General features: G+C 41.6%; 22 protein-coding genes. 11 read left to right on the top strand and 11 right to left on the bottom strand.

Going from position 1 to position 26043, the window contains the following annotated elements:
* Positions 1-11: 11 nt before the first annotated feature.
* A complete protein-coding gene (locus tag AC1XUE_RS01520; protein ID WP_483354165.1) occupies positions 12-536 on the bottom strand; it encodes a DinB family protein in 525 nt (174 codons plus the stop codon).
* Between the two features lie 464 nt (positions 537-1000).
* Here AC1XUE_RS01520 and AC1XUE_RS01515 point away from each other — a divergent pair, with 464 nt between their 5' ends.
* Complete coding sequence (locus AC1XUE_RS01515) at positions 1001-3196, top strand: T9SS type A sorting domain-containing protein (protein WP_483354164.1); 2196 nt, start codon at positions 1001-1003, stop codon at positions 3194-3196.
* 76 nt (positions 3197-3272) lie between these two features.
* Here the strand turns inward: AC1XUE_RS01515 and AC1XUE_RS01510 are convergent, their stop codons facing one another.
* Positions 3273-3653 (bottom strand): hypothetical protein, encoded by a 381-nt coding sequence (locus tag AC1XUE_RS01510; protein WP_483354163.1) that lies wholly within the window; start codon positions 3651-3653, stop codon positions 3273-3275.
* A 257-nt stretch (positions 3654-3910) separates the two neighbouring features.
* Between AC1XUE_RS01510 and AC1XUE_RS01505 the strand changes: the two genes are divergently transcribed.
* A complete protein-coding gene (locus AC1XUE_RS01505) occupies positions 3911-6307 on the top strand; it encodes a mechanosensitive ion channel family protein (protein ID WP_483354162.1) in 2397 nt (798 codons plus the stop codon).
* A gap of 6 nt (positions 6308-6313) precedes the next feature.
* On the opposite strand, the gene AC1XUE_RS01500 is transcribed toward AC1XUE_RS01505, so the two are convergent.
* Positions 6314-7540: a sensor histidine kinase gene (locus AC1XUE_RS01500; protein WP_483354161.1), complete on the bottom strand. Its 1227-nt coding sequence runs from the start codon at positions 7538-7540 to the stop codon at positions 6314-6316.
* A 302-nt stretch (positions 7541-7842) separates the two neighbouring features.
* Positions 7843-8370 (bottom strand): DinB family protein, encoded by a 528-nt coding sequence (locus AC1XUE_RS01495; RefSeq protein ID WP_483354160.1) that lies wholly within the window; start codon positions 8368-8370, stop codon positions 7843-7845.
* A gap of 160 nt (positions 8371-8530) precedes the next feature.
* On the opposite strand from AC1XUE_RS01495, the gene AC1XUE_RS01490 reads away from it, so the two are divergent.
* Positions 8531-9175 (top strand): SDR family NAD(P)-dependent oxidoreductase, encoded by a 645-nt coding sequence (locus AC1XUE_RS01490; protein WP_483354159.1) that lies wholly within the window; start codon positions 8531-8533, stop codon positions 9173-9175.
* A gap of 139 nt (positions 9176-9314) precedes the next feature.
* Positions 9315-10550 carry a DUF819 family protein gene (locus tag AC1XUE_RS01485; protein ID WP_483354158.1) on the top strand — a complete coding sequence of 412 codons (1236 nt, stop codon included), beginning with the start codon at positions 9315-9317 and terminating at the stop codon, positions 10548-10550.
* On the opposite strand, the gene AC1XUE_RS01480 is transcribed toward AC1XUE_RS01485, so the two are convergent.
* The 5 genes from AC1XUE_RS01480 to ruvC all read right to left on the bottom strand — a co-directional run bounded on the left by AC1XUE_RS01480 (position 10547) and on the right by ruvC (position 16099).
* Positions 10547-12121: a DHA2 family efflux MFS transporter permease subunit gene (locus AC1XUE_RS01480; RefSeq protein ID WP_483354157.1), complete on the bottom strand. Its 1575-nt coding sequence runs from the start codon at positions 12119-12121 to the stop codon at positions 10547-10549. The two genes, AC1XUE_RS01485 and AC1XUE_RS01480, sit on opposite strands and share 4 nt — an antisense overlap.
* A gap of 65 nt (positions 12122-12186) precedes the next feature.
* Positions 12187-13287: an HlyD family secretion protein gene (locus AC1XUE_RS01475; RefSeq protein WP_483354156.1), complete on the bottom strand. Its 1101-nt coding sequence runs from the start codon at positions 13285-13287 to the stop codon at positions 12187-12189.
* 36 nt (positions 13288-13323) lie between these two features.
* Positions 13324-14661 carry a TolC family protein gene (locus AC1XUE_RS01470; protein WP_483354155.1) on the bottom strand — a complete coding sequence of 446 codons (1338 nt, stop codon included), beginning with the start codon at positions 14659-14661 and terminating at the stop codon, positions 13324-13326.
* On the bottom strand, positions 14645-15283 hold the full coding sequence (locus AC1XUE_RS01465; RefSeq protein WP_483354154.1) for a TetR/AcrR family transcriptional regulator: 639 nt from the start codon (positions 15281-15283) through the stop codon (positions 14645-14647). The genes AC1XUE_RS01470 and AC1XUE_RS01465 overlap by 17 nt, the downstream gene beginning before the upstream one ends.
* Positions 15284-15502: 219 nt before the next feature.
* On the bottom strand, positions 15503-16099 hold the full coding sequence (gene ruvC / locus AC1XUE_RS01460) for a crossover junction endodeoxyribonuclease RuvC (protein WP_483354153.1): 597 nt from the start codon (positions 16097-16099) through the stop codon (positions 15503-15505).
* Between ruvC and AC1XUE_RS01455 the strand changes: the two genes are divergently transcribed.
* Entirely contained in the window at positions 16098-17102 is a 1005-nt protein-coding gene (locus tag AC1XUE_RS01455) for a lysylphosphatidylglycerol synthase domain-containing protein (RefSeq protein ID WP_483354152.1), read from the top strand. The genes ruvC and AC1XUE_RS01455 overlap by 2 nt on opposite strands.
* Positions 17103-17114: 12 nt before the next feature.
* Positions 17115-18257 carry a glycosyltransferase family 2 protein gene (locus AC1XUE_RS01450; protein ID WP_483354151.1) on the top strand — a complete coding sequence of 381 codons (1143 nt, stop codon included), beginning with the start codon at positions 17115-17117 and terminating at the stop codon, positions 18255-18257.
* A 59-nt stretch (positions 18258-18316) separates the two neighbouring features.
* On the opposite strand, the gene AC1XUE_RS01445 is transcribed toward AC1XUE_RS01450, so the two are convergent.
* Both AC1XUE_RS01445 and AC1XUE_RS01440 read right to left on the bottom strand, forming a co-directional pair.
* Positions 18317-20380: a choice-of-anchor A family protein gene (locus AC1XUE_RS01445; protein ID WP_483354150.1), complete on the bottom strand. Its 2064-nt coding sequence runs from the start codon at positions 20378-20380 to the stop codon at positions 18317-18319.
* A 343-nt stretch (positions 20381-20723) separates the two neighbouring features.
* Entirely contained in the window at positions 20724-21542 is an 819-nt protein-coding gene (locus AC1XUE_RS01440) for an XRE family transcriptional regulator (protein ID WP_483354149.1), read from the bottom strand.
* A gap of 129 nt (positions 21543-21671) precedes the next feature.
* On the opposite strand from AC1XUE_RS01440, the gene AC1XUE_RS01435 reads away from it, so the two are divergent.
* Genes AC1XUE_RS01435 through AC1XUE_RS01415 form a run of 5 tightly spaced genes read left to right on the top strand, consistent with a single transcriptional unit; the run spans position 21672 to position 26013 of the window.
* Complete coding sequence (locus AC1XUE_RS01435; protein ID WP_483354148.1) at positions 21672-22556, top strand: MerR family transcriptional regulator; 885 nt, start codon at positions 21672-21674, stop codon at positions 22554-22556.
* A gap of 3 nt (positions 22557-22559) precedes the next feature.
* Positions 22560-24065 carry a phytoene desaturase family protein gene (locus AC1XUE_RS01430; RefSeq protein ID WP_483354147.1) on the top strand — a complete coding sequence of 502 codons (1506 nt, stop codon included), beginning with the start codon at positions 22560-22562 and terminating at the stop codon, positions 24063-24065.
* Positions 24062-24898 carry a phytoene/squalene synthase family protein gene (locus AC1XUE_RS01425; RefSeq protein WP_483354146.1) on the top strand — a complete coding sequence of 279 codons (837 nt, stop codon included), beginning with the start codon at positions 24062-24064 and terminating at the stop codon, positions 24896-24898. Before AC1XUE_RS01430 ends, AC1XUE_RS01425 begins: the two co-directional genes overlap by 4 nt.
* A gap of 48 nt (positions 24899-24946) precedes the next feature.
* Positions 24947-25519, top strand: a complete 573-nt coding sequence (gene idi, locus AC1XUE_RS01420) for an isopentenyl-diphosphate Delta-isomerase (RefSeq protein WP_483354145.1) — start codon at positions 24947-24949, stop codon at positions 25517-25519.
* A gap of 23 nt (positions 25520-25542) precedes the next feature.
* Complete coding sequence (locus tag AC1XUE_RS01415; protein WP_483354144.1) at positions 25543-26013, top strand: sterol desaturase family protein; 471 nt, start codon at positions 25543-25545, stop codon at positions 26011-26013.
* The last annotated feature ends 30 nt before the right edge of the window (positions 26014-26043 follow it).

The following is a 26043-nucleotide window of genomic DNA, read 5'->3' as shown; positions in this document are numbered from 1 at the left end:
GGCATTTTACATCAGGCTCTATCCCAGAATCCAGGGGGTTCATGCCCTAAGGCACGCATGTATACATACGCCTGACCTCTGTGATGAATTTCATTGTCAATAAGGTACAGGATCGAATTGATCACAATATCTTCATACATGCCAAAAGCTGCTTCCGTTGCTGCTGTCCTTTCTACAGTCATCTGCTTCCAGCTTTCAGCCATTTGTTCTGTTACCTTATCCCACATAGCTAATATTTCCTGCTTCGTAGCAGGTGCAGCCGTGCTGTAATCCAGTCCGGAATCCAATGGCGAAACCCAGTTACCGAATACGATCCCATTTATTCCGGGAGATGTAAGGCCAATCAACTCCATGGTCAGATCAGCGCAGGTGCGCATGCCACCTATCGAAAAAGTATAGAACTGATCCTCAGGGAAACTTTCAATTACCTTTCTCGTCAGGCGGCGATGTCCCTGCCAGTACTCCATCAATGTATCCAGATTCATGATCTCTGGTGAAATGACTACCTCTTTGTCAGACACAGTTCGATTTTCCATTTAGATTTTATTTTAACAGTTTAAAATTTAACTAAACAAATTAAAGCAGGACAGGTGACAACAGTATGTCAGCAGGCGTCTGAGAAAAACGAACTTTTTTAAAACGCCGGACTAATCAGAAAAATATGAAGCACGTTACCAAACTGCGTATATCGAATTGTATAGAAAATAATTACAAAAATTTACGTACGAATTTATGAATTACAGTAGAATGTTTGCTACATTCGCACTCAACGATGTTCTAGTGGATGGAATAGCACGTGAATATAATGTGACCCGTTACATCAATTCTTTGCTTTAATATTCCTGAACACGTTTGTCAGTTAACTACTGAATCTCCTCCCAGCTATCGTTCCAGCTTTAATGATCTTGTCGCGATGTTCGCATCGCTGCGGATAATTACGTTTCAGCAAAATTATTTCTAATCATTAATTACTGAATTATTAACAAATTTTCTACTATTTATGAAATTTCTACAAAAACTGGCCTTCACCGGGGGGATGATCGGGTCTATGGCTATGTTGTCTTTGAATGCCAATGCATTGCATCTGGGCATGACAGAGAAAATTGATTCGACAAGTATTCTCAGTCCGCTTGCTCAGTCTGTTACTATTACAAATCCATATGCTGCCGCAGCACAGTCTTTCACAATCGCTGAACCTAATGCGAGAACCGCAGAAGCCCTGGCAACTACGGTGACATGTGGCGGATATACGTGGACAGACGGACAGTTCCTTGGAACAAACAACGATAGAGAGCGACTGGAAACTGCAATAATTGAAGGAAGAATCTATATCAGAATAGGCGGGCAGATTGCCAGCAACCGTGATCACCTTTTTCACGCTCACGGCACTCCGTTCCCCTATAGCGATGCAAACGATGCCATGTTTAAAAAATGTATCAATAACAGGGACCCGAGTACAGCAGTTGAAAAATTTCTTGGTGACGTCACTAGCGAAGGTATTTATTGTAATGGCAAACTCATTAAAGACAAGATGCCTTTAGGAGTTTACATCGGAGGTGATAACGTTCGCACCTACCAGTTCGCACGCATCAACTGGGAATTAGGTATACTGAGACCTGTTGTTTGGAGGGATAATAATAATTTATGGTTACACGACCAGTCGAACACAAATATCCCCAATTATGACGGATACAGTGATGGGCTTCTTGATGCGACAGTTAAAGGCGAAAATGGTAGTTACATGTACGACAATCCTGGCCTAAAAGAGTTTAAGTATTTCGTTGGTTGTTTCTACAATGGGATTCCTGTATATCCTGATGCAGTGGTTCCTTCCTGTACACCAACCATTACAAATATCACGTCCACATCACAGACTGGTCTTACGTTTACATTTGGAGGTGATGGAGTAGCTTCTGTAAAATGGAGATTGCGACGTGCCTCAGATAATGCTGAATTGGCATCAGGCGTCGCCAACTCGTCTACTTCGAACATATCATTTGGTAGCCAGCCTTATGGAAATTACAGATTGGAAATAGAAGGAAATAACTGTTCTTCATCTCCTGTCAGAAGAGATTTCAGCATTGTACAACCTCAGCTTCCTGCTTGTACTGACGGACCAAGAATCACTGGTATAACCAATGTTACTTCTACTACTGCTACTATTAATTATGAAGGATCAAACTTGCAGCAGTTTTCCTGGAGAATCCTAAATGCAACCGGCCAGGAATTTGAAGCTGGAGAAACAGGAAGACTTTCTTCTAAATCTACCAACATTGCTATTGCACTACCTGCAGGAAATTATACTTTTGAACTTACAGCGAAAGACTGTATTGCACCGGCACCTGTAACCGCAGCATTTGTGGTCAACGGTAATGACAGTCGCGCCGCTTGTAAATTAGGCCCTGCTTTGGAAAGTGTAGTGAATTACAGCCATAGCAGTCTTGCGTTCAGATTTGATGGTGAAGATGTATTTGCCATTGACTGGAAATTGAAGCGAGGAGCGCAGACTGTAGCAGAAAGTCGCGTAAGACCAACGAGCAACACACCGGTTGTCAATTACAATACTCTGATAGATGGTCAATATACGCTTGAAATATCCGGAGGGTCTTGCAGGTCGAATGTAACAAGATCGACATTCCAATTAGGTGCTTTACCTATCCATATTGCTAATTTCAAAGGGAAGTCAGTAGAGCAGGGAGTTGAATTATCATGGGATGTAGTAAGTGAAAAAGATGGCGCAGGATTTGAAGTACTTCGTTTAGACAGTAAAGCACAGCATTCTGAAGTAATTGGTGAAATTTCATTAACTGATAAAAAGACAGGGGCGTATACCTTCACTGATAAAGCTCCTAATCTGGGAACCAACTATTATCAACTGAAACAAATTGATTTGGATGGCACATTCACCAGAAGTAACATTATCGCAGTAACTTCCGCTTCCATTTCCGGAACCATCGTAGCACCCAATCCTGCCAAAGATTACGTGGATGTACAATTCTCATCGCGTACATCAGGAAACGCTGATCTGGAAATCTACAATATTTCAGGTGTTAGGGTGCAGTCTTCAAAAATACAGATTATTGAAGGTAAGAATGTACACCGCGTTGGTGTCAGCAGATTGTATGAAGGAAATTACTTTATGAAAATTTCCCATAATGGTGAAACATCAAAACTACGTTTTGTAAAGGTTAACTAACCGCTTCACGCTTCAATTTAATATCAGAGGCCGCTCCCTGTCTATTCAGGAAGCGGCCTCTTCTGTGTAAGGAAGTCTAATTTTCTCTTCTGGAACTGGTAGAGGTTGTATCAGTACCTTCTGACGTTCCCATTTTCTTATTTTTTTTCATTTTGCCTTTTTTATTTCTTTGTTCACCCTGCATCGTATCCGTACCTCTCATCTTCTGTTGACCACGGATAAGTGTATCCTCACTTGGATTCCCTGTTTTCGGCATATTGGGCGATGTTGTTAATTCGCTAGGCCGATAAACGGGCTCCTGCTGTGGCGATACCGGGGTCGTAGTGGGTGATGTTGGAGTTGGTTGCGTAGCTGGCACCGGCTGACTTGTAGGCTGTTGAGTAGTAGGGGATGTGGTTTGTGCCTGTACTGCTGTGCAAATGCAGGCAGCGGCTATAATAGATGCTAATGTTTTCATGATATCTGTTTTTAGTGTTGGTGATTACAGGCGTTCATGTTAAAAATGTATTCCAGAGCGCAAACACAATAGTCTGGATTGTTGATAATCCTGCATGAGGAACCTGAATGCCTTATTTTAGATAACTTATCAACCCGTTTTCTGTTTCAGCTGATAGTCGAGCCCATTGATTTTCAAAAAGTTGTAGATTTTAATCCGCCGTATACTGCGTGGTCAGCTTTATCCATGATGGCGGATCTTCCGTGCCAGAGCTTACTATGGCATTATTTTTTTGGCCGACGAAGGACGCCAATTCAGATTATATGAGACAAAGTTCGGTTCGCCATCTTACAATACTACTATTCATTGCATTCACAGGGAGCAACATTTTTTTTTCAGAATTAAGTGCTTCACCACAGCAGGATTCGACTCAAAAAGTTCCAATCAAAATCATTCCTGATACATTGCTTTTTCGGATTGAGAAGGTGCAGTCAGAGATTACTGAAATCAATGCAGCCAACCGGCGCGGTTATGGGACTGCTAAGATAAAGCAGGAACTAAATAAAATTCAGACCAGTCTGGCTGAAGTGGAAACAGCCTTGCAGGTTAAGAGTCCCCTGCCCGCTTCAAAGGATTTGGTTAACTTTCGCATTATGCTCACTGATATTCAAAAAAGCAGCGGGCAGATTCGGAATACACTTACCAAATACAATTCTGAATTGCAGCAAAGGTCGGAGAACATCATCGCCTTTTCAAGCGACTCACTGCTTACACTTGAAGATAACGACACGACACAAAGGCAACTGTACGCCCGCCAGATCGGAGAGCTGAAGGATAGACTTCAAAATACCGGAGAAGTTACTGTAGCCCACCTCGACTCAGTCAGCCGTTTATTGGCAGACGTTTCGGCTGTTTACTTTTCTGCTACTGATCTACAGTCCACCATTGATAATTACCTGAAGGATCTTGACAAAAATGTACTGGATAAGGAGGCGAGCTATCTCTGGAAAGCACCTATTGTTGACAAGTCTCAGACAATGGCTAAAATGGTACAATCCTCCTATGCGGGTCAAAACCGCATTCTACGTTATTTTTTCAATTCCACCTGGGACAACAGATTCATATTGCTGTTGATGGCCGCTGGCTTTTTTGCCTGGGTTTTTGTGAATTTTCGGTTACTTAACAAACCCAAGCTGAAGCAACTCTCCACAGAATTTAAACCGCAATTCCTTAGGCGGGTACCAATATTGGCAACGCTGGTTGTTCTTTTTAATCTTACCCCCTTATTCGAACCCGACTCGCCCTCTATATATATAGAGCTAAACCAGTTATTACTTCTGGTCACATTGTCATTTCTTTTTTATTCTACATTTGACAAATCCAAAATGCGTTGGTGGTTTGTTCTTTTGTGCTTATATGTTGGCATTGTGGCACTCAACTTGGTTGTCAATGAAAGCTTTGTTCTGAGAATCGCATTGATACTTCTTAACGGCTTTTCCATTTACATCGCGGCCAGGTTTTACCGCAAAAGTGATGTAACCGGCATTCATTCTACCTTCATTAAGCCAGCCATAATTATACATATTGTCGTCGCAGCTTTATCAATCATCCTGAATGTGTTTGGTCGGCTAAGCCTAGCAAAAGCGTTTGGAATAACAGGAATAAGCAGCGTGATACAATTACTGAGTCTTGCTGCTTTTATTCAGGTACTGAGCGAGGCTATGGAACTTCATATGAAAGTCAGCGCGGCTTCCGGAAGACTGTTTGCAAGAATGAACATCAATAAAAGCAGGCACACATTCAAGCAGGTACTCACGTTCCTGTCCATTTGGGTTTGGGTAGTGGTGTTTTTGATCAATCTCAATTTACTGGGTCCGGTCGGTCGTTTTTTGAGCAATATATTAGAGAAAGAGAGAGCGCTGGGGAGTCTTAAGTTTTCATTTGAGAATGTGCTTTTCTTCTCTGTAATCATTTGGCTGGCCAACTTGATCCAGAAAAACATAGGCCTGTTTTTCGGGGAAGAGGATGTCGATTTTTCCGGTAACAGAATTCAAACGAGCACTAAGTTATCCCTTTTGCGTTTGGTCATTTTTGTACTAGGTTTTCTGTTTGCGGTTACGGTGTCTGGCGTCCCTCTTGACAAGATAACCGTGTTATTAGGAGCACTGGGAGTAGGTATTGGTCTTGGCCTCCAGAACATCATTAATAACTTCGTATCCGGCATTATTCTGATTTTTGAAAAGCCTTTTGGTATAGGTGATTTTATTGAACTGGCTGATAAAAAAGGTAAGGTGCTTGAAATTGGAATAAGATCCAGCAAAATGCTTACTCAGCAGGGCTCCAGAGTTATTATCCCTAACGGAGACCTGCTTTCCGGACGTTTGGTAAATTACTCCACGCACAATGCTCGTCTGAAGATAGAATTAATATTAAAAGTTCATGCTGACAGTAATATCGAAACTGTCAAAAAACTGATTCATGAAATTGTGGAAAAAGGCGAAGGAATTGTAAAGAAAGCTCCAAAACAAATTCTATTCAGTTCGTTGGGAGCGGATAACATTGAAATAAAAACTTTGGTGTGGGTTAATGATGTCTATGCCGAAGCTGATTTCAGAAGTTATTTTCTGGAGAATGTATTTCAAAAATTTAGGGAGAAAGAAATTAAGTTGATGTAAACGGTATCAGGCATGTGAAGGTACTTGTAAGCCACATGGCATAGCTATATAAAAACAGGTACCTTTGCCCTGAACGCTGTCAAACCATATACTTCCATTTTGAGCAGTCACATATTCATGACATAGTAAAAGGCCTAACCCTACTCCTTTTTCACCTCCGGTTCCAAAAGTCGACTTGGCGTTGAGTGAAAAGAGTTCATCCTGCCTTTGTGGCGATATGCCAATGCCCGTATCCTGAATGGTAATGATACAGTCATCATTCCGTCGTATCGACTGAACAGTTATTTTCCCTTCGGCCGGTGTGAACTTAATGGCGTTTCCTACGAAATTCCTGACTACCAATTGCATCATTTCTCTGTCGCCGTATATGGTATGGTCTTGGGGAAAATGATAGTCCAGGGTAATTCTTTTTTGAGCAGCAGCTGCCCTTTCCAATAATAAGGTACTTTCCAGTAGCTCATCCAAACGCATATTTTCACTGCTTACAACGAGACCGTGTGCTTGTGATTTGGACCATGCCAATAACTTGGCGAGCATAGATAAGGTTTCCTTTGTTGAGCTTAACAGATCCTTCTTAATCTCAACCCGCTGAGATTCTTCCAGGTCTAATCCTGACAAAAGCTCCAGATAATTTTGAATATTAGCCAGTGGTGATCGCAGGTCATGTGCGACGATGGTCATCAGCTTGTTTTTTTGTGCATTGAGTCTCTCCAGTTCCTTATTCTGCATGATGATCTGCAGATTTTTATCTTCTATTGATCTGGACTTATCAATGGTTAATTGTTTCTCATTTTCATACGCTCTGCGAATGTAATCGGCACAAAAAAATGCGAGAATCGCGATAACAATATATGCGGAGATTTCATCCACAAACTTAATGAAACGATCATCATACGTATCCGGGATATATGTGGGATTCAGGTATTCGAAAATGTACAGTCCGATAACGATGAGCACATTAATAGGTACCCATATCTTGTTCTGCTCAACAGGATTGATAGCGATGGTAATCAGCAGAAACAGCAAAAAGAACAGTGCTGTAGGTCCGTTAATACCGGAATTAAGAAAGTAATTGACCGTGAAGAGTCCTAAACCTACGAAATTGGATAGGAAAATACTGTTTTTAGTATTGTTACAAAATCGAGATTGGTAATACAGGATGACGACCAATACCAGCACCAGCGCACTGGCCAGCGCCACGGAGCGCAGTCCAACCAAATAGTTGAACGGCACGTTATAGGCCAATCCTAAAACGGAGATTAGCAGTACTGAGTGAAATATCCGAGCATGTAGCGGAAAACGTTCAGAACTACCAGATAGATTGATCCAATATTTAAAGAGTCGGGTCCTTATTGACAACACAGGTCGCATTATATTAAGATGCAAATATAATCTGATCAACAACTTAATTTACAATCGATGTAAAAATATATATAATTTTAGTAGAAAAAATTTTACAAATTTCTGCTAACATTCTAATTTTTATGTCGTTTGCTAATAGAATAAACTTCGACGAAATTTATAATCACCTGATGTTAACTCTCTAAGAGAGGAAAGTATCGTTCCCTGATTACCGTCATATGATGAATAGGATGTCCCAGAATAACAAAACCCAGTGCAAGTGCTGATATTTCACTTTTATAGGCCACACCGGACCTGAGCATCATAGGTTCGCTCATTCCGCGAAACATGGCTATTGTAGCAGCCCTTACTTGGTTAAACTCTTCCATCAGTTGTACAACCGTCCGATTTGCAGCATTGGTATTGGCAGCCAGCGTCTGCTCATCGTAACCAGGCAAAAGCGTTTTGTCATTTCTTGAAAATCTCAAGGCGCGGTATGCCATGATTCGTTCATTGTCAATAACGTGTTGCAGAATATCCGGCACTGTCCATTTACCCGGCTGATAAACACTTGTTCCTAATTTAGTTATTGTCTCCAGGTCGTCGTAAACCAGGTCAGGAGAAAATCGGGCAAAGCCATCAAACAAATCAACATCATCATCGATAAGATTGATGTATCTGTCGAAGAACATTGGCATTGGATTTATAACCGATTTTTTCATAATATGGATGTATATTTCATAATAACCCTGGCAGGGCATAGATCTGCTAAAATATAAAATGATTGCTTAATCAGATATACCGGGAATCTTTTAACGCAATAATATGTCGTAAAAAATAAGATTGTATTCTAATAATCCTTATTCAACAAGTAATTTTCATATGAGTAATTCCATCATAATAGTTGGCGCCGGTCCGGGATTCAGTACAGGAGTAGCAGAAAGGTTTGCTCGCGAAGGATTTCAGATAGGGCTGGTGAGCCGCAATGAAGAAAAATTGAAAACGCTGAGTGAAGCGCTAATAGCAAAAGGATTTTCGGCTATGTATGCCACTGCTGACGCCGGAAACCAAGAGGAACTTGAACGTGCCCTGTCTGAACTCAAAACGCGCCTCGGCGGCGTATCGGTTCTGCTTTACAATGCTGCGGCGTTGAAAAACAAGGATATATGGACTGAAACACCTGACAGTTTACTGAAAGATTTCAGGCTGAACGTGGCACATGCTCTTTACAGTGCACAGGTATTACATGATGATCTGAAGAAAAGTAACGGAGCAGTTTTACTTACCGGAGGAGGTCTTTCAAAGAATCCTAATCCCCAGTATGGCTCTCTTGCGCTTGGAAAGGCAGCTACACTGAACCTTGCCATTCAGCTGAACAAACGTTTAAAGGACGATGGGATTTTCGTGGGAACTATTACTATCAATGGGTTTACAAGACCATACAGTCCGACTCATTCACCTGAAATACTGGCGGAAAAACTATGGCGACTGTTCCGTAACCGGACAGATGTTGAAATTCAGCACTGAAAAGACAGGATATGGATTTACCCGGATACAAAGGCAACCTTCAGCCATTTGTATCCGTTTTTTATTGTCTATATTGCCGGCTTAACATGCAGTACATGCGTGAATTACTTCTAAATGTTCCCATATTCTATAACTATCAATGATTAGTAATGACGCCAGTGTCCTTGGATTACTTATGGTAATCCTGGCGGTTATTTTTTATACAGCCTCACTTACTTCTAAGGGTTGGCGTAAGTTCTATGGTGTTATACCACCATTGTTGCTTTGCTATTTCATCCCTGGTGTTCTGAATTCAATCGGTGTGATTGATGGAAATGCGTCAGAATTATCCCCGGTGGTATCCAGATACCTCCTTCCTGCTTGTCTTGTACTTTTTACAATAGGTATGGATTGGAAATCGCTAATTAACTTAGGTCCACAGGCAATAACAGCCATGCTGATAGGCACAGCTGGCATCATGATCGGAGGGCCGCTTGCCTTGTGGATTGTGGGTACAATTCATCCTCAGACTGTGGCGGGTGAAGGCAACGACGCAGTTTGGCGTGGATTGGCTACCATTGCCGGAAGCTGGATTGGAGGCGGAGCTAATCAAACTGCTTTAAAAGAAGTTTTCAATCCCAGCGATCGCTTATTTTCCCAAATGGTTGCTGTGGATGTACTGATAGCTGAACTGTGGATGGCTTTTCTGATCTATGGAGCTGGAATTGCTACCAAACTGGATTCCTGGCTGCATGCTAATAACGAACAGTTTGATCGGGTGAAGCAAAAGATAGAGCAGGATCAAAGGGGGAAAATGAAAATCCCGAATATGTCGGATTACATTTATCTGGCCGCTGTGGGACTGGGTGCATCCGGGCTCGCTCATTGGCTTGCCGAACACATCACACCCTATTTGTCAGCTAATTATCCTTCTCTTGAAAAATACAGCCTTACCTCTAATTTTTTCTGGGTGATAGGTATAGTCACATTCCTTGGCATTGCCATGTCAGCCACGCCGCTGCGGAAGTTGGAACATGTAGGAGCATCAAAACTTGGCTCTGTATTCCTTTACATACTGATTGCAACGATAGGTATGCAAATGGACCTGGGCGCCGTTGCCGACAACCCCGGTCTTTTTGCTATTGGCATAATCTGGATCTTCATTCATGCTCTCATTTTAGTCGCAGGTTGCAGATTACTTAAAATCCCATTTTTTTTCCTTGCCGTTGGTAGTCAGGCTAATGTAGGTGGTTCGGCATCCGCATCTGTAGTCGCCGCTGCTTTCCACCCGTCCCTGGCAACTGTGGGAGTACTTCTTGCCATTTTGGGTTATGCCATAGGTACTTATGGAGGTTATCTTACTGCACTAATGATGCAATGGGTAAGCACACATTAATGCACAGAGGATGTATCCACTTTACTGCTTCCGCTCTTCGTCCACAGCACAAAAGGAACGCAGATCAGAAAAAGAATACCCAGATAGAGAAATACGTCCATGTAAGACATTACCAGTGCCTGCTTGCTCACCGTGAAGTCAAGAATTTTATAACCACTTTTCAGCGCTATATCCGGGCTCATTCCTTTTGCAAGGAAACCATTTTTCAAACCTTCAACACGTTGCTGAACTATCGGATTATGAATATCCAGTTTGCTAACCAGATCATTACGATGTAACATATTCTGACGAGCGATAAAGGTTGTAATCACGGCAACACCAAAAGATCCACCCAACTGACGCATCATGCCTGTAAAAGCAGCGCCCTCCCCTATTTCACGCCCTTTCAAAGTGGACAAGGCCAGCGTTGTGATTGGTACGAATAAAAGTCCCAAACCAATTCCCCTGACAATTAACATATTAAAAAATGCGTCCTTGCCAGTGTCTGGTGTCAGAATCAGATATCCCCAGTAACTGTAAATAAAAAAGAATATCATTCCCATCGCCACAAGATACTGCTGCTTTACCCCACGTTGAAGCAGTTGCCCCACAACGGGCATCATCATTGCCGTTACAATGGCCGCGGGTACCATCAGCATCCCGGATTGGGTTGCTGTCCAGCCAAGTGTAGCCTGAGTATATAACGGGATGATGAACGTAGATCCGTATAAACCGAAACCAAGTATAAAAGAAAGGACTGTACCAACCCGTAAATTTCCATTTTTCAAGACCCTCAGATTCACAATAGGATTCTTGTAGGTAAGCTCACGCCAGATAAAAAAGAAGAGACCAAGTACAGTTGTTACAGACAGAACGGTGATTATTTCGTCGTTAAACCAATCTTCCTCCTGCCCTTTTTCCAATACATATTGTAACGAACCTACTGTGACAGCCAATAGTATAATGCCAAGATAATCAATTTCACTGGCAGATTGCTTTTGAGCAAATCTTGGACTGCGTACAAACTGCATGGTTAAAAGTGCGGCAATAACGCCAAGCGGTATATTAATGTAAAATATATATGGCCAACTATAATTATCGACAATATATCCTCCAAGCGGCGGCCCTAATGTTGGCCCCACAATTACACCTAACCCGTAAATAGCCTGCGCAATTCCACGTTTCTCAGGAGGATAACTCTCTGTTATCAGCGTCTGAGCAGTTACCAGCAGTGCCCCACCACCGAAGCCCTGGATCAATCTAAAAAATACCAGTTCCCAGATATTATCGGCTTGCCCGCATAAGAAAGAAGCTACGGTAAATATTACAATAGACGCTGCAAAGTAGTTTCGGCGACCAAATTGCTGAGATAACCAGCTTGTCATTGGTACGACAATAACATTTCCGATTGCATAAGCTGTAATCACCCAACTCACTTCAGATAGTGTTCCTCCAAGATTTCCACGCATATCGTTGAGGGCCACGTTAACAATGGTCGTATCTACAATTTCAAGCAGGGCGCATAAAACCGCGGTGATTGTGATGATCACCCTTCTAAACCCGTATTCTACGAGTGATTCGTGTATTTCCATATCAAGAAATTAGTTTCAGCTTCACTTTCAATATAGCTGGCGATGTTGTGTACTGACTATCGTTTTCAATCGAGTTCCACATCCACAAATACGTTCATTCCAGGTCGCAGTTCAGCTATAGATCGTTTATTTGAGTCGTCAAACTCAATTCTAACAGGAAGACGCTGTACCACTTTTACAAAGTTTCCACTCGCATTATCAGGCGGTAAGAGGGCGAAACGTGCACCGGTTGCAGGAGAAAATGAAGCAATTGTTGCCGTGTATTCCTGATCAGGATATGCATCTACATGCAATTTTACTTTCTGGCCCAGCTTCATTCTGGTCAGCTGCGTTTCCTTGAAATTAGCCACCACCCATGGTTTGTGTGTTGAAATGATACTGAACAAAGATTGTCCTGCCTGTAAAAATTGTCCGACCTGCGCATTCACTTTTGATACACATCCGTCTGCAGGAGCGGTAATGATTGTATAGGACAAATTAAGTTCAGCACTTGCAATTTCTGCCTGACGAACTTTGATATTGGCGTTTGCAATACTGGTCTGGCGCGAAGTAGCCTGTGTCTGTGAACCTGCTGCACGCGCCTGACGCTCTGCGGCAGATTTTTGAGCTTCAAGAACAGCAAGCTGGCGTTCAGCTTTTTGTTTAACAGCCTGTGCCTGTTCAAATTCCTGTTGTGTAATAGAACGATCCTTGATTAGATTTTCATAACGTACAAAATCCTGATTTGCTCTCCAAACGTTCACTTTCGCTTCCTCGATCTGGGCAGCCACAACGGAAACATTAGCCTGATAGGTAATACCGGAAGCTGCTGAAGCAGTTGTCGTTGCATTAGCAGCAGTCAGGCTGCCTTCTGACCCTGCCAATCCAGCACGTGCCTGTTCCAGTTTAATGATCTGATCCCTGTTGTCTAATACAAGAAGCGTATCACCTTTCTTAACCGCCTGATTATCCTTCACCCTTATTTCGCTAACGTAACCCGATATACGCGGAATGACAGGGCTGATATCCGCGTCTATCTGTGCATCATCGGTTTCCTCATGGTGCTGCCCATGGTTGTATTTGATAAATCCCCAGGTTCCTCCGCCAATAATCAGGACGGTGAGTATGATGATGAAGGAATAATTTTTCTTCTGAGGTTGGTTAGCCATTTTCTGATCCGTTTCCATCTTATTTAAATGTGTATTTTAAAGTGTTCAGCTCGCTTATTGTAATAAACCTGCTGTCTGTTCCAGTTTTTTAAATGCTACTACGGCATCAGCCTTTGCCGCTTCAAGGTTAATTTTTGATTGTAGCTGAGCCACATCTGCATCTAGTAATTCTGTTGTCGTTACCAGACTGTTTTCGAATTTGTTTTTTGTAATTCTGTAATTTTCATCAGCTTGCTCAATCGCCCTGCCATAAACTTCAATTTTTTTCTTAGCGAGTACATAGTTGTAATAAGCAGTACTCACTTCCAGGTGAATGCGGTCGGAAAGTATACCCTCAGACACCCTGAGTTGCTCTACCCTTGTTTTAGCCTGCGAGATCTTAGCTCCTGATTTCCAAAAGGATGCTATGTCGTAGCGAACTCCCAGACCTGCGTTCATTGCATTAGGTATCATCACAACTCCGGGAATGTTCAACGCTACATAACCCGCCGTCAGAGCCACGCTGGGATAGAGATCCGCCTTTGCTACCTTAATGTCAACATTCGCCGACTTTTGCCGTATGGTGTTTGCAGCGAAATCCTTACGATGCTCCATAGCGTTCTGTTCCCACTCAACTGCCGAACCTTCTTCCTTTAAAGCGTTAAAAATAGTTGAATCAGCAGAAAGAACAGTATTTTCAGGTAAACCCAGCAACAGGTTCATATGAATAATCGTGAGCTTATGATCATTTTCAGCGTTCAAAAGAGCAAGTTGAACATTGGATTCCTGTAACTGTGCTTTCATCAAATCATTTCTAGCAAGTAATCCGTTTTTTTCTCTGTTTGTAAACTCACTCACACGTTCCTGTTCCCGACGAAGGTTTTCCGATACCAAGGCCACAGCTTGTTGGGATTTGTATAAATTACTGTAAGCGGCAACTGTGTTCTCTATGATCGATGAACGTTCAAACTCCACATCCAGTCGTACGGCCTGTTCCAGAAACTTCGCAGATTCTATACCATATTTGAATCTGAATCCTGAGAATAACGGCATTGAAGCACTAACCATCCCATACATCGCCTGATGTACAGAAAGAGCTGATCCGCTTCCATTGGTACTATCCGCTCCCCTATTCATTTTAAGATCAATGTTTGGAGTATTCAGCCGGAGATACGATGCAGATAAACTAAGCGATGGAAGTTGGTTTTCTTTTATCTGTTTGATATTCAGCAATGCCAGATCTATATTTTTCTGACTAAGTTGTAGCTGTTTGCTGTTTTGCACACTGAGCGTAACGGCTTCACTCAGAGTTAATTTTCGGTTTGTTTGCCCGAACGAAGCATTAGACAACAGCATGAGTAAGATACCAACCGGTACATACAATACGTGCTTTTTACTAAGTGTGATTTTCATTGAATACTGCTGATTTAAATAAACTCTTGAGGTGTCTTTTCATTCTCATCTTTAACGAATTGCGAAATTCCTCTTCGGTTAGATCGTCTAAATTGTTAAGTGCCCTGAAGTATTCCTGTGTTGCAATTGCATGGTGTATAGTGCCATACAATGTGATAGACAAGAGACTCATATCGATATTTTTTTTGAAATGCCCCGCTTTCTGACCTTCTGTCATCAGCTTTTTCATCAACTCACTATTCCTGATTTTAAGGTCTCTTATGTATTTGGAAACCAGCGTTGTTCTCTCAGATGACAACTGTTCTCTGATCATAATCTTCTGAAACTGCTGATTATCTATGAGCCTGTCCACTGTACTGTCTATCATCACATTTATCTTTTGCAAAGGAGTCAGATCTTCCAAAAGCAGGATATGCTCGATGCGGAGACGGGATTCAGTAATACGCAATTCGAACAGGGCCTCAATCAACTTATCTTTTGAACCGAAATAATAAGAAATCATAGATACATTTACGTCGGCCATCTCAGCTATGTCTCTTACCGAAGTGCCTTCAAATCCTTTCTTTGAAAACAATTCTTCCGCTACCATGATAATTTGTAACTGCTTGGCATTGTATTCCATAGTTACCTCAATTCTTCAAAATTTACTTTCTTTTCGTTTCAGTGTTCAAACGTACAGGATAAAAAAGTATAAATCAAACGAATGTTTGATTTAGGTAAACAAACGTTTGATTTGCTCAACGTTTTATTGCTTTTATACCATTAAAATTATTTTAATCTCAACAAAAAGGTCTTGGGGAAATACCCCAAGACCTTAACAGCACGACGCACTGGAAAATGATTATTTGATCCTTCCCGGATTTTCAGTTACAAAAGCATCCCAGCCTCCTTTTTTTGATTTTTTGGTTGATTTCCCTGATGAAACTGCCGCGGGCGAGTTAGCATGGTAGTGATGACATATAGCTATTGCGATTCCGTCTGTTGCATCGAAAAATTCTTTGCTCAACTCCATATTTAATATTTTTTCCAACATATAGGCCACCTGCTCCTTCGAAGCATTACCACTTCCGGTTACCGACTGTTTTACTTTTTTTGGAGAGTATTCCACTATAGGTATATCTCTTGCCAATGCAGCAGCCATAGCAACTCCCTGAGCCCGGCCCAACTTTAGCATCGACTGTGGATTTTTACCATAAAAAGGATCCTCAATCGCCATTTCGTCCGGCAGATAATCGGTGAGCAACTGAGATATCCGCTCAAAGATTTTCTTCAACTTCAGTTCGTGAGTCGTATATTTGCTCAAATGAATTACACCGTATTGTACCAGCGTGATTTGCTGTCCTTGAATCGAAATGACGCCATAACCCATAATTTGTGTACCTGGATCTACACCTATAATCACCTTTTCCGGCAATTCGGCTTGCTGCTTTTTAATCATGGTGCAAGATAAGCAAGTCTACAATCCAAAAGAAAAAAGTAATTGGCAGAAGCTACTCTGGTTGGGGAAGCTGCTGATCACTATTCTGATTATTTCTTATATATACAGAACATTTAAAAATGAGCAGAAAGGGGCTGAAGACGTCGGTTTGGTATTTATTCAAATACTGAATAGCGGAAATGCACCGGTGCTCTTATTCATGTTGCTATTGGTACCCGTAAACTGGGCTCTGGAAAGTCTGAAATGGCAGCGCCTGGCCAGGCGAATCGTTGTTCTTAGTTTTTGGGATGCTTTTAGAGGAACCTTATCAGGGCTTGCTATCGGGGTGGCTGCACCTGCTCAGCTGGGCGATACTATTGGTAGACTTGCTGCATTAAAAACCGACAATAAACTTCACGCAATAGGAGCAGCCATTGTATCTAATGGCATTCAGTTCTATGTATCCGTTTTAGCTGGCTCGATAGGATGGTTGCTGGTAAGCAGTAAGCTGGCACTATCCGGCACTGCTACATTCTGTCTTAACGCATTATTGCTATTTACTACAGTGTCGGTATGGGTTATTATGCTATTTCGAAATAAACTGAAGGATTGGAATCCTAAACATGAATATTTGAAAAAAATGCATGCGTATTTGAGAGTGATTGGCGAATACAGTGTTGCCGATTTGCTTTCAGCTACCGGTTTCGGAGCATTAAGGTATATGGTATTTTTAGGCCAGTTTGTTTTAGCGCTTTCGCTGTTTGAATTCCCGGTGAGTATATTGCAGCTAGCGGGATGTGTCACACTGATTTTTCTTGCCAAAACGCTTATACCTGCCATCAATGTGTTAGGAGATCTGGGACTGAGAGAATTTACTGCACTTTTTGTTTTTCAACAATATAATTTGCCATCCGAGGAGATCATCACAGCCACTTTTCTAGTCTGGATTATCAATGTGTTAGGCCCTATACTCGTAGGAATCTATTTGATCTGGAGATCGAAATGGAAGAATCTTATACCCTAAATGCCATATAATATGTCGTATGCCATCAATGGATTGATCATCATTCTGTGGCTGCTTTTAGCAAGTTACTTTCTGTTTACTTTAATACTGAAGTATTTTTGGCACAGAATACGTACCTGCGCGGATCCTGCACAGTTCACCGATTTTATCACGGTGATCATTCCTGTCCGCAATGAAGAAGCCAATATTGAAAATTTGCTTCATGACCTAAGTATTCAGCGCTTTCCCAAATCTCAGTTTGAAGTACTGGTTGTTGACGACAGCTCGACGGATGCTACCGCAACGATTGTGGATCGCTGCGCGGCCCATTTACCGATTTCCATACGACTTATACAACTACCTGACGAAACGACAAGTTCTCCCAAAAAGCGTGCTATTGAAACAGCTCTGATTTCGGCCAAAGGCAATTTGATTGTCACTACGGATGGGGATTGTCGTGTGGGGGAAGGCTGGCTGGCTGCAATGGCTTCTTATCATCAGGCAACGGGTGCCAAACTGATGAGTGGTCCTGTAACTTTCAGCGAATCGAAATCGTTCACGGACCAGCTACAGATCGTTGAATTTGCGAGCCTGATTGGTAGCGGAGCCAGCTCGATTTCGTTTGGTAATCCATCGATGTGTAATGGTGCAAACTTATGTTACGAAAAGGAAGCTTTCAAAAAGGTTAATGGTTATGATGGCGTCCGGCACATTGCTTCCGGCGATGATGAATTTCTGATGCACAAAGTGGCACATCATTTTCCGGACGGAGTCCATTTTGTTAAAAAACAGGATGCAATCGTGCAGACGCAGGCGCACCAAAGCTGGACATTGTTTTTTCTTCAAAGAAAGCGCTGGGCAAGCAAATGGAAACATTATCAGAGCAAAACGCCGCTCTTACTGGCACTATATGTTTTCTCCTGTAATGCTTCCTTACTTATCAGTATCGCGCTAGTACTGGCGGGGTATATTCCTGTTAACCAATTTTGTATCCTTTGCGGTCTGAAAATCGTACCAGAGTGGCTATTTCTCGGTAGCATTCTTTCATTCTTAAAGAAGGAAAAGGCTATTTTGTATATACCTGTAACTCAGATCTTCTATCCATTCTACGTCTGTTTTTTTGGCCTGGTAGCACAAAGCAACCAATACGAATGGAAAGGCAGGAAGTTGGTTTAACAAAAAACCTGCCCGTTAACCAACAGGCAGGTTTCCAATATACTCAACAATATTAAGTGCTACCTTTTAAGAATTTTCGATGAGTGCTTACCTTCCGAATTCGTAACATTGAAGATGTAAGTGCCTTGCTGAAATCCTGTTACATCTACCTTGATTTCGTTTTGCCCCTGACCTGGTGTCGAGCTAAATATAGTCCTTCCTGCGAGGGTTATGATTTCCAATTTTGTTACGGCTGAATAACTTTTAACATAAACCTGATCTACTACCGGATTGGGGTAAAAGTCAACTGACAAACGGTTGTCGCACTGGCCTGCTTCCACACTACGAATAGTGCTGTATGCTACTGACCCGTCCAGATCAACCTGCTCCAATCTGTAATAGTAAACTTGTGCAGGTGAATTCTCAATGGAGAAAGGAGATTCAGTGTAGATATAATCATTGTTCGATGGAGTGTAGCTAAGCTGGCCAACCGTAGCAAAAGTTCTGGAATCCGTAGAGCGCTGAACTACAAAATGTGAGAAATTGCTTGCTTCGGTTACTTTCCATTTAAGCTGAACATTACAATTTACTTTCGTAGCATTGAAGCCTGTTATCTTAACCGGGAGTGCTACAGCCGGTGAAGTACGGCAGGTTGTGGTTGACTGTGGGTAAGTAATGTTTACCGTTTCAGATGTACCTACAGTTACCCGAATTGTAGCTCCCGGATCCAATAAACTGGAGAAGATATCAGTAATCGGTTCCCATTTGCCACTGTTGGCCTGTTGCCATCCCGGATATGCACTTGCAACACCATTCGCATCTACTGCTGCTCCCGGGAAAATGATAGTTCCGGAAAGGGGCTGGCTGTTGTTTGTGTGGATCACCTTTCCGTTGGCATTGATCCATTCAATTTGGGCCGATTCACCAGATGTGTTAAAGTTGGCAGTTACGTTGTAAGATACGTAAGGAACGTCCTTGATACAGGTAGGTGTTGCGGATACGGTTAGTTTTGGCGCGACCGGCTCAGCGATAGAAGGCAGGAATGGGAAGAAGTGGATTTCGCCGCCATTGTGGATCAAGCTTTTGGAGATAACCTGACCATTGATATTATTTGATCCTTTTTTCGTCAGATCAGCATGAGGAGCAAAGATTGTCCCGTTAATCTCCGTATTGCCTGCCAACTTCACTGTGCCTGTTGCATCAGGGAAATTGTAAAGTACAAGTCCACCTTTATCTGAAGAAATGCCACCGAATTGTGGGAATCTCAAATCCTCTCCTTTCGCTGCAAATGCGTCGTAGTTAATGATATTTACGATCAATCCGAAATTACCATTATATGTGGTAGTTCCCTGCTGATAGCCGTTTGGCATTCCTTCCACATTGGAATTAGAGATAATATGCCACACCTCAGCAGATACCGTCAATACATTTATTTTGTTGGGATCTACTTTAATTTTTGGATTACTCAGAATATCACTCGCTTTCAGATATGGTCCGATAAGCTTATTGGGGTTTTCCTTTCCGTTCTGATCCAGAATAGCCAGGTTGTCTTTCATACCAGCCAGTTGGGCAGATCTTGAAGAAAACTTACTGAATGCTCCTTCTATATCAATGGGGTTTGCTCCCTGGGTAAATACGTTTTCACAAACGGGGTTAGTAATGTTATCTGCATTCAGATTAAATGTTCCTACGTTAGCATTAATTTTAATCATCGGTTCAGAGCTGTATCCTTTGTCTGATCCGGTGATATGAATGGTCGAAGTGGCGTTGTTATTATCTTTATACCAAACTTTTAGAGGATTGATGCCGGATTCAGAAGGGGTGCAGTTTCCGATTTTGACATAGTTGTTACCATTTACCATGAGAGCACCGCTTCCCAACTTCACTCCTCCCCGTACCGCCAGCCCGATGGAGAGATCTTTCACTTTATATACTCCAAGCCTTGACTCAAAGCTGATTTGATATTGATTCGTGGTGAGGTTACCGCCTATTGCAATGGGCCCCTCCGATTCATGGCTGCTAAGTGTAGCATCGCCCTTTGTAAAAACATTAAAATTTAAAGCAGCGCTGGTTGGACTTTGCGCTTGAGTTTCATGGCTAAAAACAGCCAGAGACATCAGGAGAGTTAGTTTAAATGGATTCATGAACATTGTTGAATTGACTAGATTTCTTTTCAACAAATGTAGAGTGCGTGCTGTGAAGGGCTATTTTTTTGGGATAACCCCTACCAGTCTTGGGGTAAAATTGATATTACCAGTGGTTAAAAATTTGTCAAAATTGAACATTTAGAATATATACTTACTAAGTAAAATAAACCTTTATACGACCCTTCGAGAGACTTCTATAATTTGAAACATGCCTAAAACTCGAATTGACGAGTTATTTAACACATAAACAAAAATACTTCGACGAGGATACGGTGTAGTACTTCATAAATACTATACGATGTAATTTGCATTTATTTAAGTTTTCGTCATTACAACAAAGTTACTCGCGAGTTACCTTACCCGTAAGTTCCTTGATTTCAGTCTGCATATCCTGTAACATTTTAAGAAGTTGTTGCATGTCCGTTTGCGGCTCAGGTAGTTGTTTACTATGAAAGCTGTAATACTCCCATAGTTCCAAGACATCTGTAATTGGAACCGTATAGCCGAAGTATTGCTTATTAAAAGATTGCAATAACACGGTACCGTTCTCGTTGATTGTAACCTGTTTGAAAACAAAGTCCTGATCCCCTTTCAATATGACGATACAGGGTGTTTGAGGTTTGATTCGCGTCCAATCCTGAACGTACCGCGTTATAATGTCTGCACCCTCAGGAATCGGCAACATGGAGTCACCTGTGGTAGGGAACATGCGAAATGTGCCATTTCGTGGAATATTTGGCAGATTGAATTTTGGAAGTGTAGCCAGAAATTCAGGATCGCTAAATCCGGAACGATATCCGGCCTTTGCTTTTATAGGAACATACTCTACGTTCTCATTATCTTCTCTATCCACTGTTACTGCAAGAACTCTCAGATGCCCCCCCTGCATAAACAATTCACTGCCCGCTTCAAGATCCCTAAGTTTCTGATCAGACAACTTACCGAGGTCGATCTTCAACAAACTGTCAATACTCATCCTGAAAAATTCAGAAAAGTTGATCAGATCCTCAATGGTAGGGTTGGCAGTCCTGCCACTCTCATGAGCATTTAACTTAACACGGGTAATACCAAGCTTTTCTGCCAGAACTTCCTGGCTAAGTTTTTCTCGTAGACGGAGAAACTTAATGTTTACTGACCAATACATTTCCTGAGTTCTCATAACACATTGATATTTTAAAAATCAAACGTAAGATACTTACGATATCAAATGTATGCATCTATTTTTTATAATCACAAATAATCTTTGAAATTAATTTTGTTTAACTATTTTTGAAAAACGTTAAACAAAATGGGTAGCTATTCTATTAAGGACCTTGAACGTATCAGCAATCAGAAAGCACATACCATCAGGATATGGGAGCAACGTTATGGACTCCTGCAGCCCGCCCGCACGGATACAAATATCAGATTCTATGATGATGCTCAACTGAAAAAATTGCTGAATGTATGTACGTTGATCGACAGAGGTATGAAGATATCCAACATCAGCAAGCTGACGCAATCACAAATAGCAGAAGAGATTGATCAGGTTATACATGAGTCGTTGCATTCGGAAATACACATTGAAGCGCTCATTAACCAACTGCTGATAGCCATAACAACATTTGATGTTACGCTGTTTGAACAGCTCCTGGATGACTCGTTGAAACGTCTCGGTATGAAGAAGACTTATCTCCATATTACTTACCCATTGCTTGTAAGGACCGGCCTGATGTGGACCAAAGGTGATCTGTTACCTTCACAGGAACACTTTTTGTCTAACCTTATCAGGCAAAAACTATTTGCAGCTATTGACCAGCTTCCTTATCCGAAGGACTCCAATCAAACCTGGGTGCTGTTTCTGAACGAAGATGAAGACCACGAGATTGGTTTGCTTTTTGCAAATTACTTGCTTCGGCAGTATGGCAAAAAAGTGATATATCTGGGAGCAAGAGTCCCCTATCAGGATTTAAAATCTGTCGTCGAAGCATGTAAGCCGACACATATATATACATTTCTGGTAAGAAGATTTCCCGAAAGGCAGCTGAAGGCACTTTTGGAAAAACTTCAATCAGACTTCGGACAATATAACATACTGGCATCAGGCGGAGACGTATTTCTGAAAGAAGTGATGATGCAAAATGGCATTTTGGCGATCAATGATGTGGATCAACTTATTACCCACTTAACTTAACTAATGAATAATAAAACTATTAAACATCGTCATTCAAAGGTGGCTGTTATCGGATCCGGGTTTGCGGGCATGGCAGCGGCTTCAGTGCTGGCAAGCAACGGTGCTGAGGTAACTGTATTTGAGAAAAATGACATGACCGGTGGCAGGGCCAGAACTTTCCATCATGAAGGTTTTACATTTGATATGGGACCAAGCTGGTATTGGATGCCCGATGTTTATGAAAAATATTATAATCTGTTCGGGAAAACAACGTCGGACTTTTATGATTTGAGGAAGCTCGATCCTGGATTTGCAGTAATTTTTCCGGGTGATGAGGTGTGGGACATACCAGCTGATTTTGATCAGGTTTGTGAATTGTTCGAAAATATTGAAACTGGTGCAAGTGCCAGGCTTAGAGAATTTATCGCAGACGGTGAACATAAATACAATGTTGGAATGAATAAGATGGTGTATAAGCCAGGACATTCCATTACAGAGTTTTTCAGCCTGAGCTTATTCAGGGATGCCCTCAATATCGACCTTTTTACATCTTTCAATACATTCGTCAGGCGCTACTTCAAGGATTCAAGATTACTGGCTTTAATAGAATTTCCTGTATTGTTTTTAGGGGCGATGCCAAAAGACACACCTGCGCTGTACAGTCTCATGAATTTTTCCGGATTAAAACAGGGGACTTTTTACCCCATGGGGGGATTTGGCCAGGTTGCCAAGGCATTTGAAAAAATTGCATTGGACACAGGCGTGCAGATCAAAACATCTCAGGAAGTCAGGCTTTTGGAAGTAAAAGGATCAACCATTCATACCCTGCATGCCAACGGGCAGCAACACCCTATTGACGCTGTGATCGGTTCCGCGGATTATGAGCATATCGAAAGAAGTTTATTGCAAGAAGAATATCGTTCCTACTCTGAGTCTTATTGGGAAAGCCGAACATTTGCTCCCTCCTGCCTGCTTTTTTATTTAGGAATTAATAAGGAAATCAATAAATTAAGGCATCATAATTTATTCTTTGATGAGAGTTTTGAGCTGCACGCAGAAGAGATATATAAAGACAAAAAATGGCCTTCCAAACCATTGTTTTACGTTTGCTGCCCATCCCGGACTGACGACTCAGTAGCTCCTCAAGGCTGTGAGAATCTTTTTGTACTTATGCCTATTGCAATTGGTCTTACAGATACAGAGGAAATACGAAACGAGTACTTTGATAAATTGATGAGTAGATTGGAACATTTTGCTCAGGAAGATATTCGCCCCCACATTATATTTAAGAGAAGCTACGCAAAGGAAGACTTCATACAGGATTACAACGCGTATAAAGGTAATGCCTATGGATTAGCGAATACGCTGATGCAGACGGCCATATTTAAACCTAAGATGAAAAGTAAAAAGATTAAAAATCTGTTTTTTGCCGGCCAGTTAACCGTACCTGGTCCCGGCGTACCACCCTCCATTATATCAGGAAGAATTGCAGCAACTGAGTTACTCAAATCCTTAAACGGCTCACTATGAAACTTCTATTCGACAATTTATCTGCTTCGTGCAGTAAAAAAACTACCAAGCTCTACAGCACCTCCTTCTCATTGGGTATCAACTTTCTCAAAACAGATTTTCATGCGCCAATTTACGGTATTTACGGATTTGTAAGATTAGCGGATGAAATTGTCGATAGCTTTCATGACTATGATAAGTCGTTTCTGATGGAGAAAATCCGACAGGACACCGAGGAGGCCATACGTGATAAAATCAGTATTAACCCTATTTTGAATAGCTTTCAACATGTAGTTCATACCTATAAGATAGAATGGGAGTTGATTGATACATTCCTGAAGAGTATGGAAATGGATCTTCAAAATATTGTTTACAATTCTGATTCCTATGAACAATACATACTTGGGTCTGCTGAGGTGGTCGGATTAATGTGTCTCAGGGTATTTGCTGAAGGTGATGACAAGACATACAACGATCTCAAACCGTTTGCAATGAAACTTGGAGCGGCTTTTCAAAAAGTTAACTTTCTAAGGGATTTAAGAGCCGATTATCTTTTATTGGGTAGAACCTACTTTCCCGGAATTAATTTTGAAAAATTTTCGCAACGGGAGAAAGAGGCTATTCAGGCCGAAATTGAAGAGGATTTCCAGCAGGCTCTTGCAGGTATAAAAAAACTTCCATCAGGAGCACGCCGCGGCGTATATCTGGCTTACTATTACTATCATAAGCTTTTCCTGATTATCAAAAATACGCCTCCAGAGAAGGTTATGAATGCCCGGATACGTATAGCCGACCACAATAAAATAGGACTGATGTTTCGTTCTCTTTTACGTCACCAGTTCGACCTTTTGTAATGATTTTGGGGTTGAAGACAAAGAGATCCCACTTAATAATTTAGACCAATGCTATTAGCCACAGAAAACACCGATTTTAATCTTTTGAATGCTTCTGTTGTACTTGTTGATGCTGAGGATAGGCAAATCGGACTGATGCCTAAGCTGGAGGCACATCAGAAAGGCATATTGCACAGGGCATTTTCTATATTTATTTTCAATTCCAACGGGGAATTATTATTGCAAAAGCGTGCATACGGGAAATACCACTCTGAAGGACTGTGGTCAAATACCTGTTGCAGCCATCCATTGCCGGAAGAAGACACAAAAGATGCTGCTCTCAGAAGGCTGAAAGAAGAAATGGGAATGGAAGCTGAAGTAAATTTTTTATACTCCTTTTTATATAAATCGGAACTGGGCAAGGGGCTTACAGAGCATGAGCTGGATCATGTCTTTTGGGGTATCAGCGACCAAAAGCCAATTCTGAATGCTCTGGAGGTTGGAGATTACCGATACATGAAACCGGAAGATCTTGCCGACGATCTTAAAAGCAATCCTGATCATTACACAGCATGGCTCAACATCTGTTTTCAGGATGTAATGAAGAGAATTCCTCAAATAAAAAAAACGATTCTTAATTAATTGCTTAGGGGCTTAAACAGACTATGAATCAGATACTCATCAATACAGGAATTGTGGTGGCTTCCTTCATCGGCATGGAATGTGTGGCATGGCTCGCGCACAGATACCTCATGCACGGATTTTTATGGTTTTTACACCACGACCATCACCAACGTGATGATGGTGATTTTTTTGAAAAGAATGACTATTTCTTCGTCATTTTTGCTATTCCCGGTATCCTTTGCCTGCTGTTTGGACTCAATGCAGGCTTCAACTTTTTATTCTGGATCGGTGCTGGAATAACGCTGTATGGTTTTACCTATTTTGTAATACACGATGTGTTTATTCATCAGCGATTTAAGGTTCTGCGTAATACCGATTGGGTTTATCTGAGAGCCATCAGAAGAGCGCATAAAATGCATCACAAGCATTTGGGAAAACATCAGGGAGAGTGCTTCGGTATGTTATGGGTTCCGCTTAAATATTTCAGGGAGGCACAAAAAAGTGCAAAATGAATTTATGCTTACGTGTTGGTTGACATAGGA

The organism is Dyadobacter sp. HNCC25DJ187 (assembly GCF_056895255.1).
The sequence above is the reverse complement of the archived record's forward strand: the minus strand, read 5'-3'. Positions and strand labels throughout refer to the sequence as shown.

Excerpts from the sequence above, each read along its gene's own strand:
- AC1XUE_RS01490 (WP_483354159.1), top strand. The coding sequence starts at position 8,531 with ATGAGTAATTCCATCATAATAGTTGGCGCCGGTCCGGGATTCAGTACA.
- AC1XUE_RS01470 (WP_483354155.1), bottom strand. The coding sequence starts at position 14,661 with ATGAAAATCACACTTAGTAAAAAGCACGTATTGTATGTACCGGTTGGT.
- AC1XUE_RS01450 (WP_483354151.1), top strand. The coding sequence starts at position 17,115 with ATGTCGTATGCCATCAATGGATTGATCATCATTCTGTGGCTGCTTTTA.
- AC1XUE_RS01475 (WP_483354156.1), bottom strand. The coding sequence starts at position 13,287 with ATGGAAACGGATCAGAAAATGGCTAACCAACCTCAGAAGAAAAATTAT.
- AC1XUE_RS01445 (WP_483354150.1), bottom strand. The coding sequence starts at position 20,380 with ATGAATCCATTTAAACTAACTCTCCTGATGTCTCTGGCTGTTTTTAGC.
- idi (WP_483354145.1), top strand. The coding sequence starts at position 24,947 with ATGCTATTAGCCACAGAAAACACCGATTTTAATCTTTTGAATGCTTCT.
- AC1XUE_RS01515 (WP_483354164.1), top strand. The coding sequence starts at position 1,001 with ATGAAATTTCTACAAAAACTGGCCTTCACCGGGGGGATGATCGGGTCT.
- AC1XUE_RS01440 (WP_483354149.1), bottom strand. The coding sequence starts at position 21,542 with ATGAGAACTCAGGAAATGTATTGGTCAGTAAACATTAAGTTTCTCCGT.
- AC1XUE_RS01435 (WP_483354148.1), top strand. The coding sequence starts at position 21,672 with ATGGGTAGCTATTCTATTAAGGACCTTGAACGTATCAGCAATCAGAAA.
- AC1XUE_RS01520 (WP_483354165.1), bottom strand. The coding sequence starts at position 536 with ATGGAAAATCGAACTGTGTCTGACAAAGAGGTAGTCATTTCACCAGAG.
- AC1XUE_RS01495 (WP_483354160.1), bottom strand. The coding sequence starts at position 8,370 with ATGAAAAAATCGGTTATAAATCCAATGCCAATGTTCTTCGACAGATAC.
- AC1XUE_RS01510 (WP_483354163.1), bottom strand. The coding sequence starts at position 3,653 with ATGAAAACATTAGCATCTATTATAGCCGCTGCCTGCATTTGCACAGCA.
- AC1XUE_RS01465 (WP_483354154.1), bottom strand. The coding sequence starts at position 15,283 with ATGGAATACAATGCCAAGCAGTTACAAATTATCATGGTAGCGGAAGAA.
- AC1XUE_RS01430 (WP_483354147.1), top strand. The coding sequence starts at position 22,560 with ATGAATAATAAAACTATTAAACATCGTCATTCAAAGGTGGCTGTTATC.
- AC1XUE_RS01415 (WP_483354144.1), top strand. The coding sequence starts at position 25,543 with ATGAATCAGATACTCATCAATACAGGAATTGTGGTGGCTTCCTTCATC.
- AC1XUE_RS01480 (WP_483354157.1), bottom strand. The coding sequence starts at position 12,121 with ATGGAAATACACGAATCACTCGTAGAATACGGGTTTAGAAGGGTGATC.
- ruvC (WP_483354153.1), bottom strand. The coding sequence starts at position 16,099 with ATGATTAAAAAGCAGCAAGCCGAATTGCCGGAAAAGGTGATTATAGGT.
- AC1XUE_RS01505 (WP_483354162.1), top strand. The coding sequence starts at position 3,911 with ATGGCATTATTTTTTTGGCCGACGAAGGACGCCAATTCAGATTATATG.
- AC1XUE_RS01485 (WP_483354158.1), top strand. The coding sequence starts at position 9,315 with ATGATTAGTAATGACGCCAGTGTCCTTGGATTACTTATGGTAATCCTG.
- AC1XUE_RS01425 (WP_483354146.1), top strand. The coding sequence starts at position 24,062 with ATGAAACTTCTATTCGACAATTTATCTGCTTCGTGCAGTAAAAAAACT.
- AC1XUE_RS01455 (WP_483354152.1), top strand. The coding sequence starts at position 16,098 with ATGGTGCAAGATAAGCAAGTCTACAATCCAAAAGAAAAAAGTAATTGG.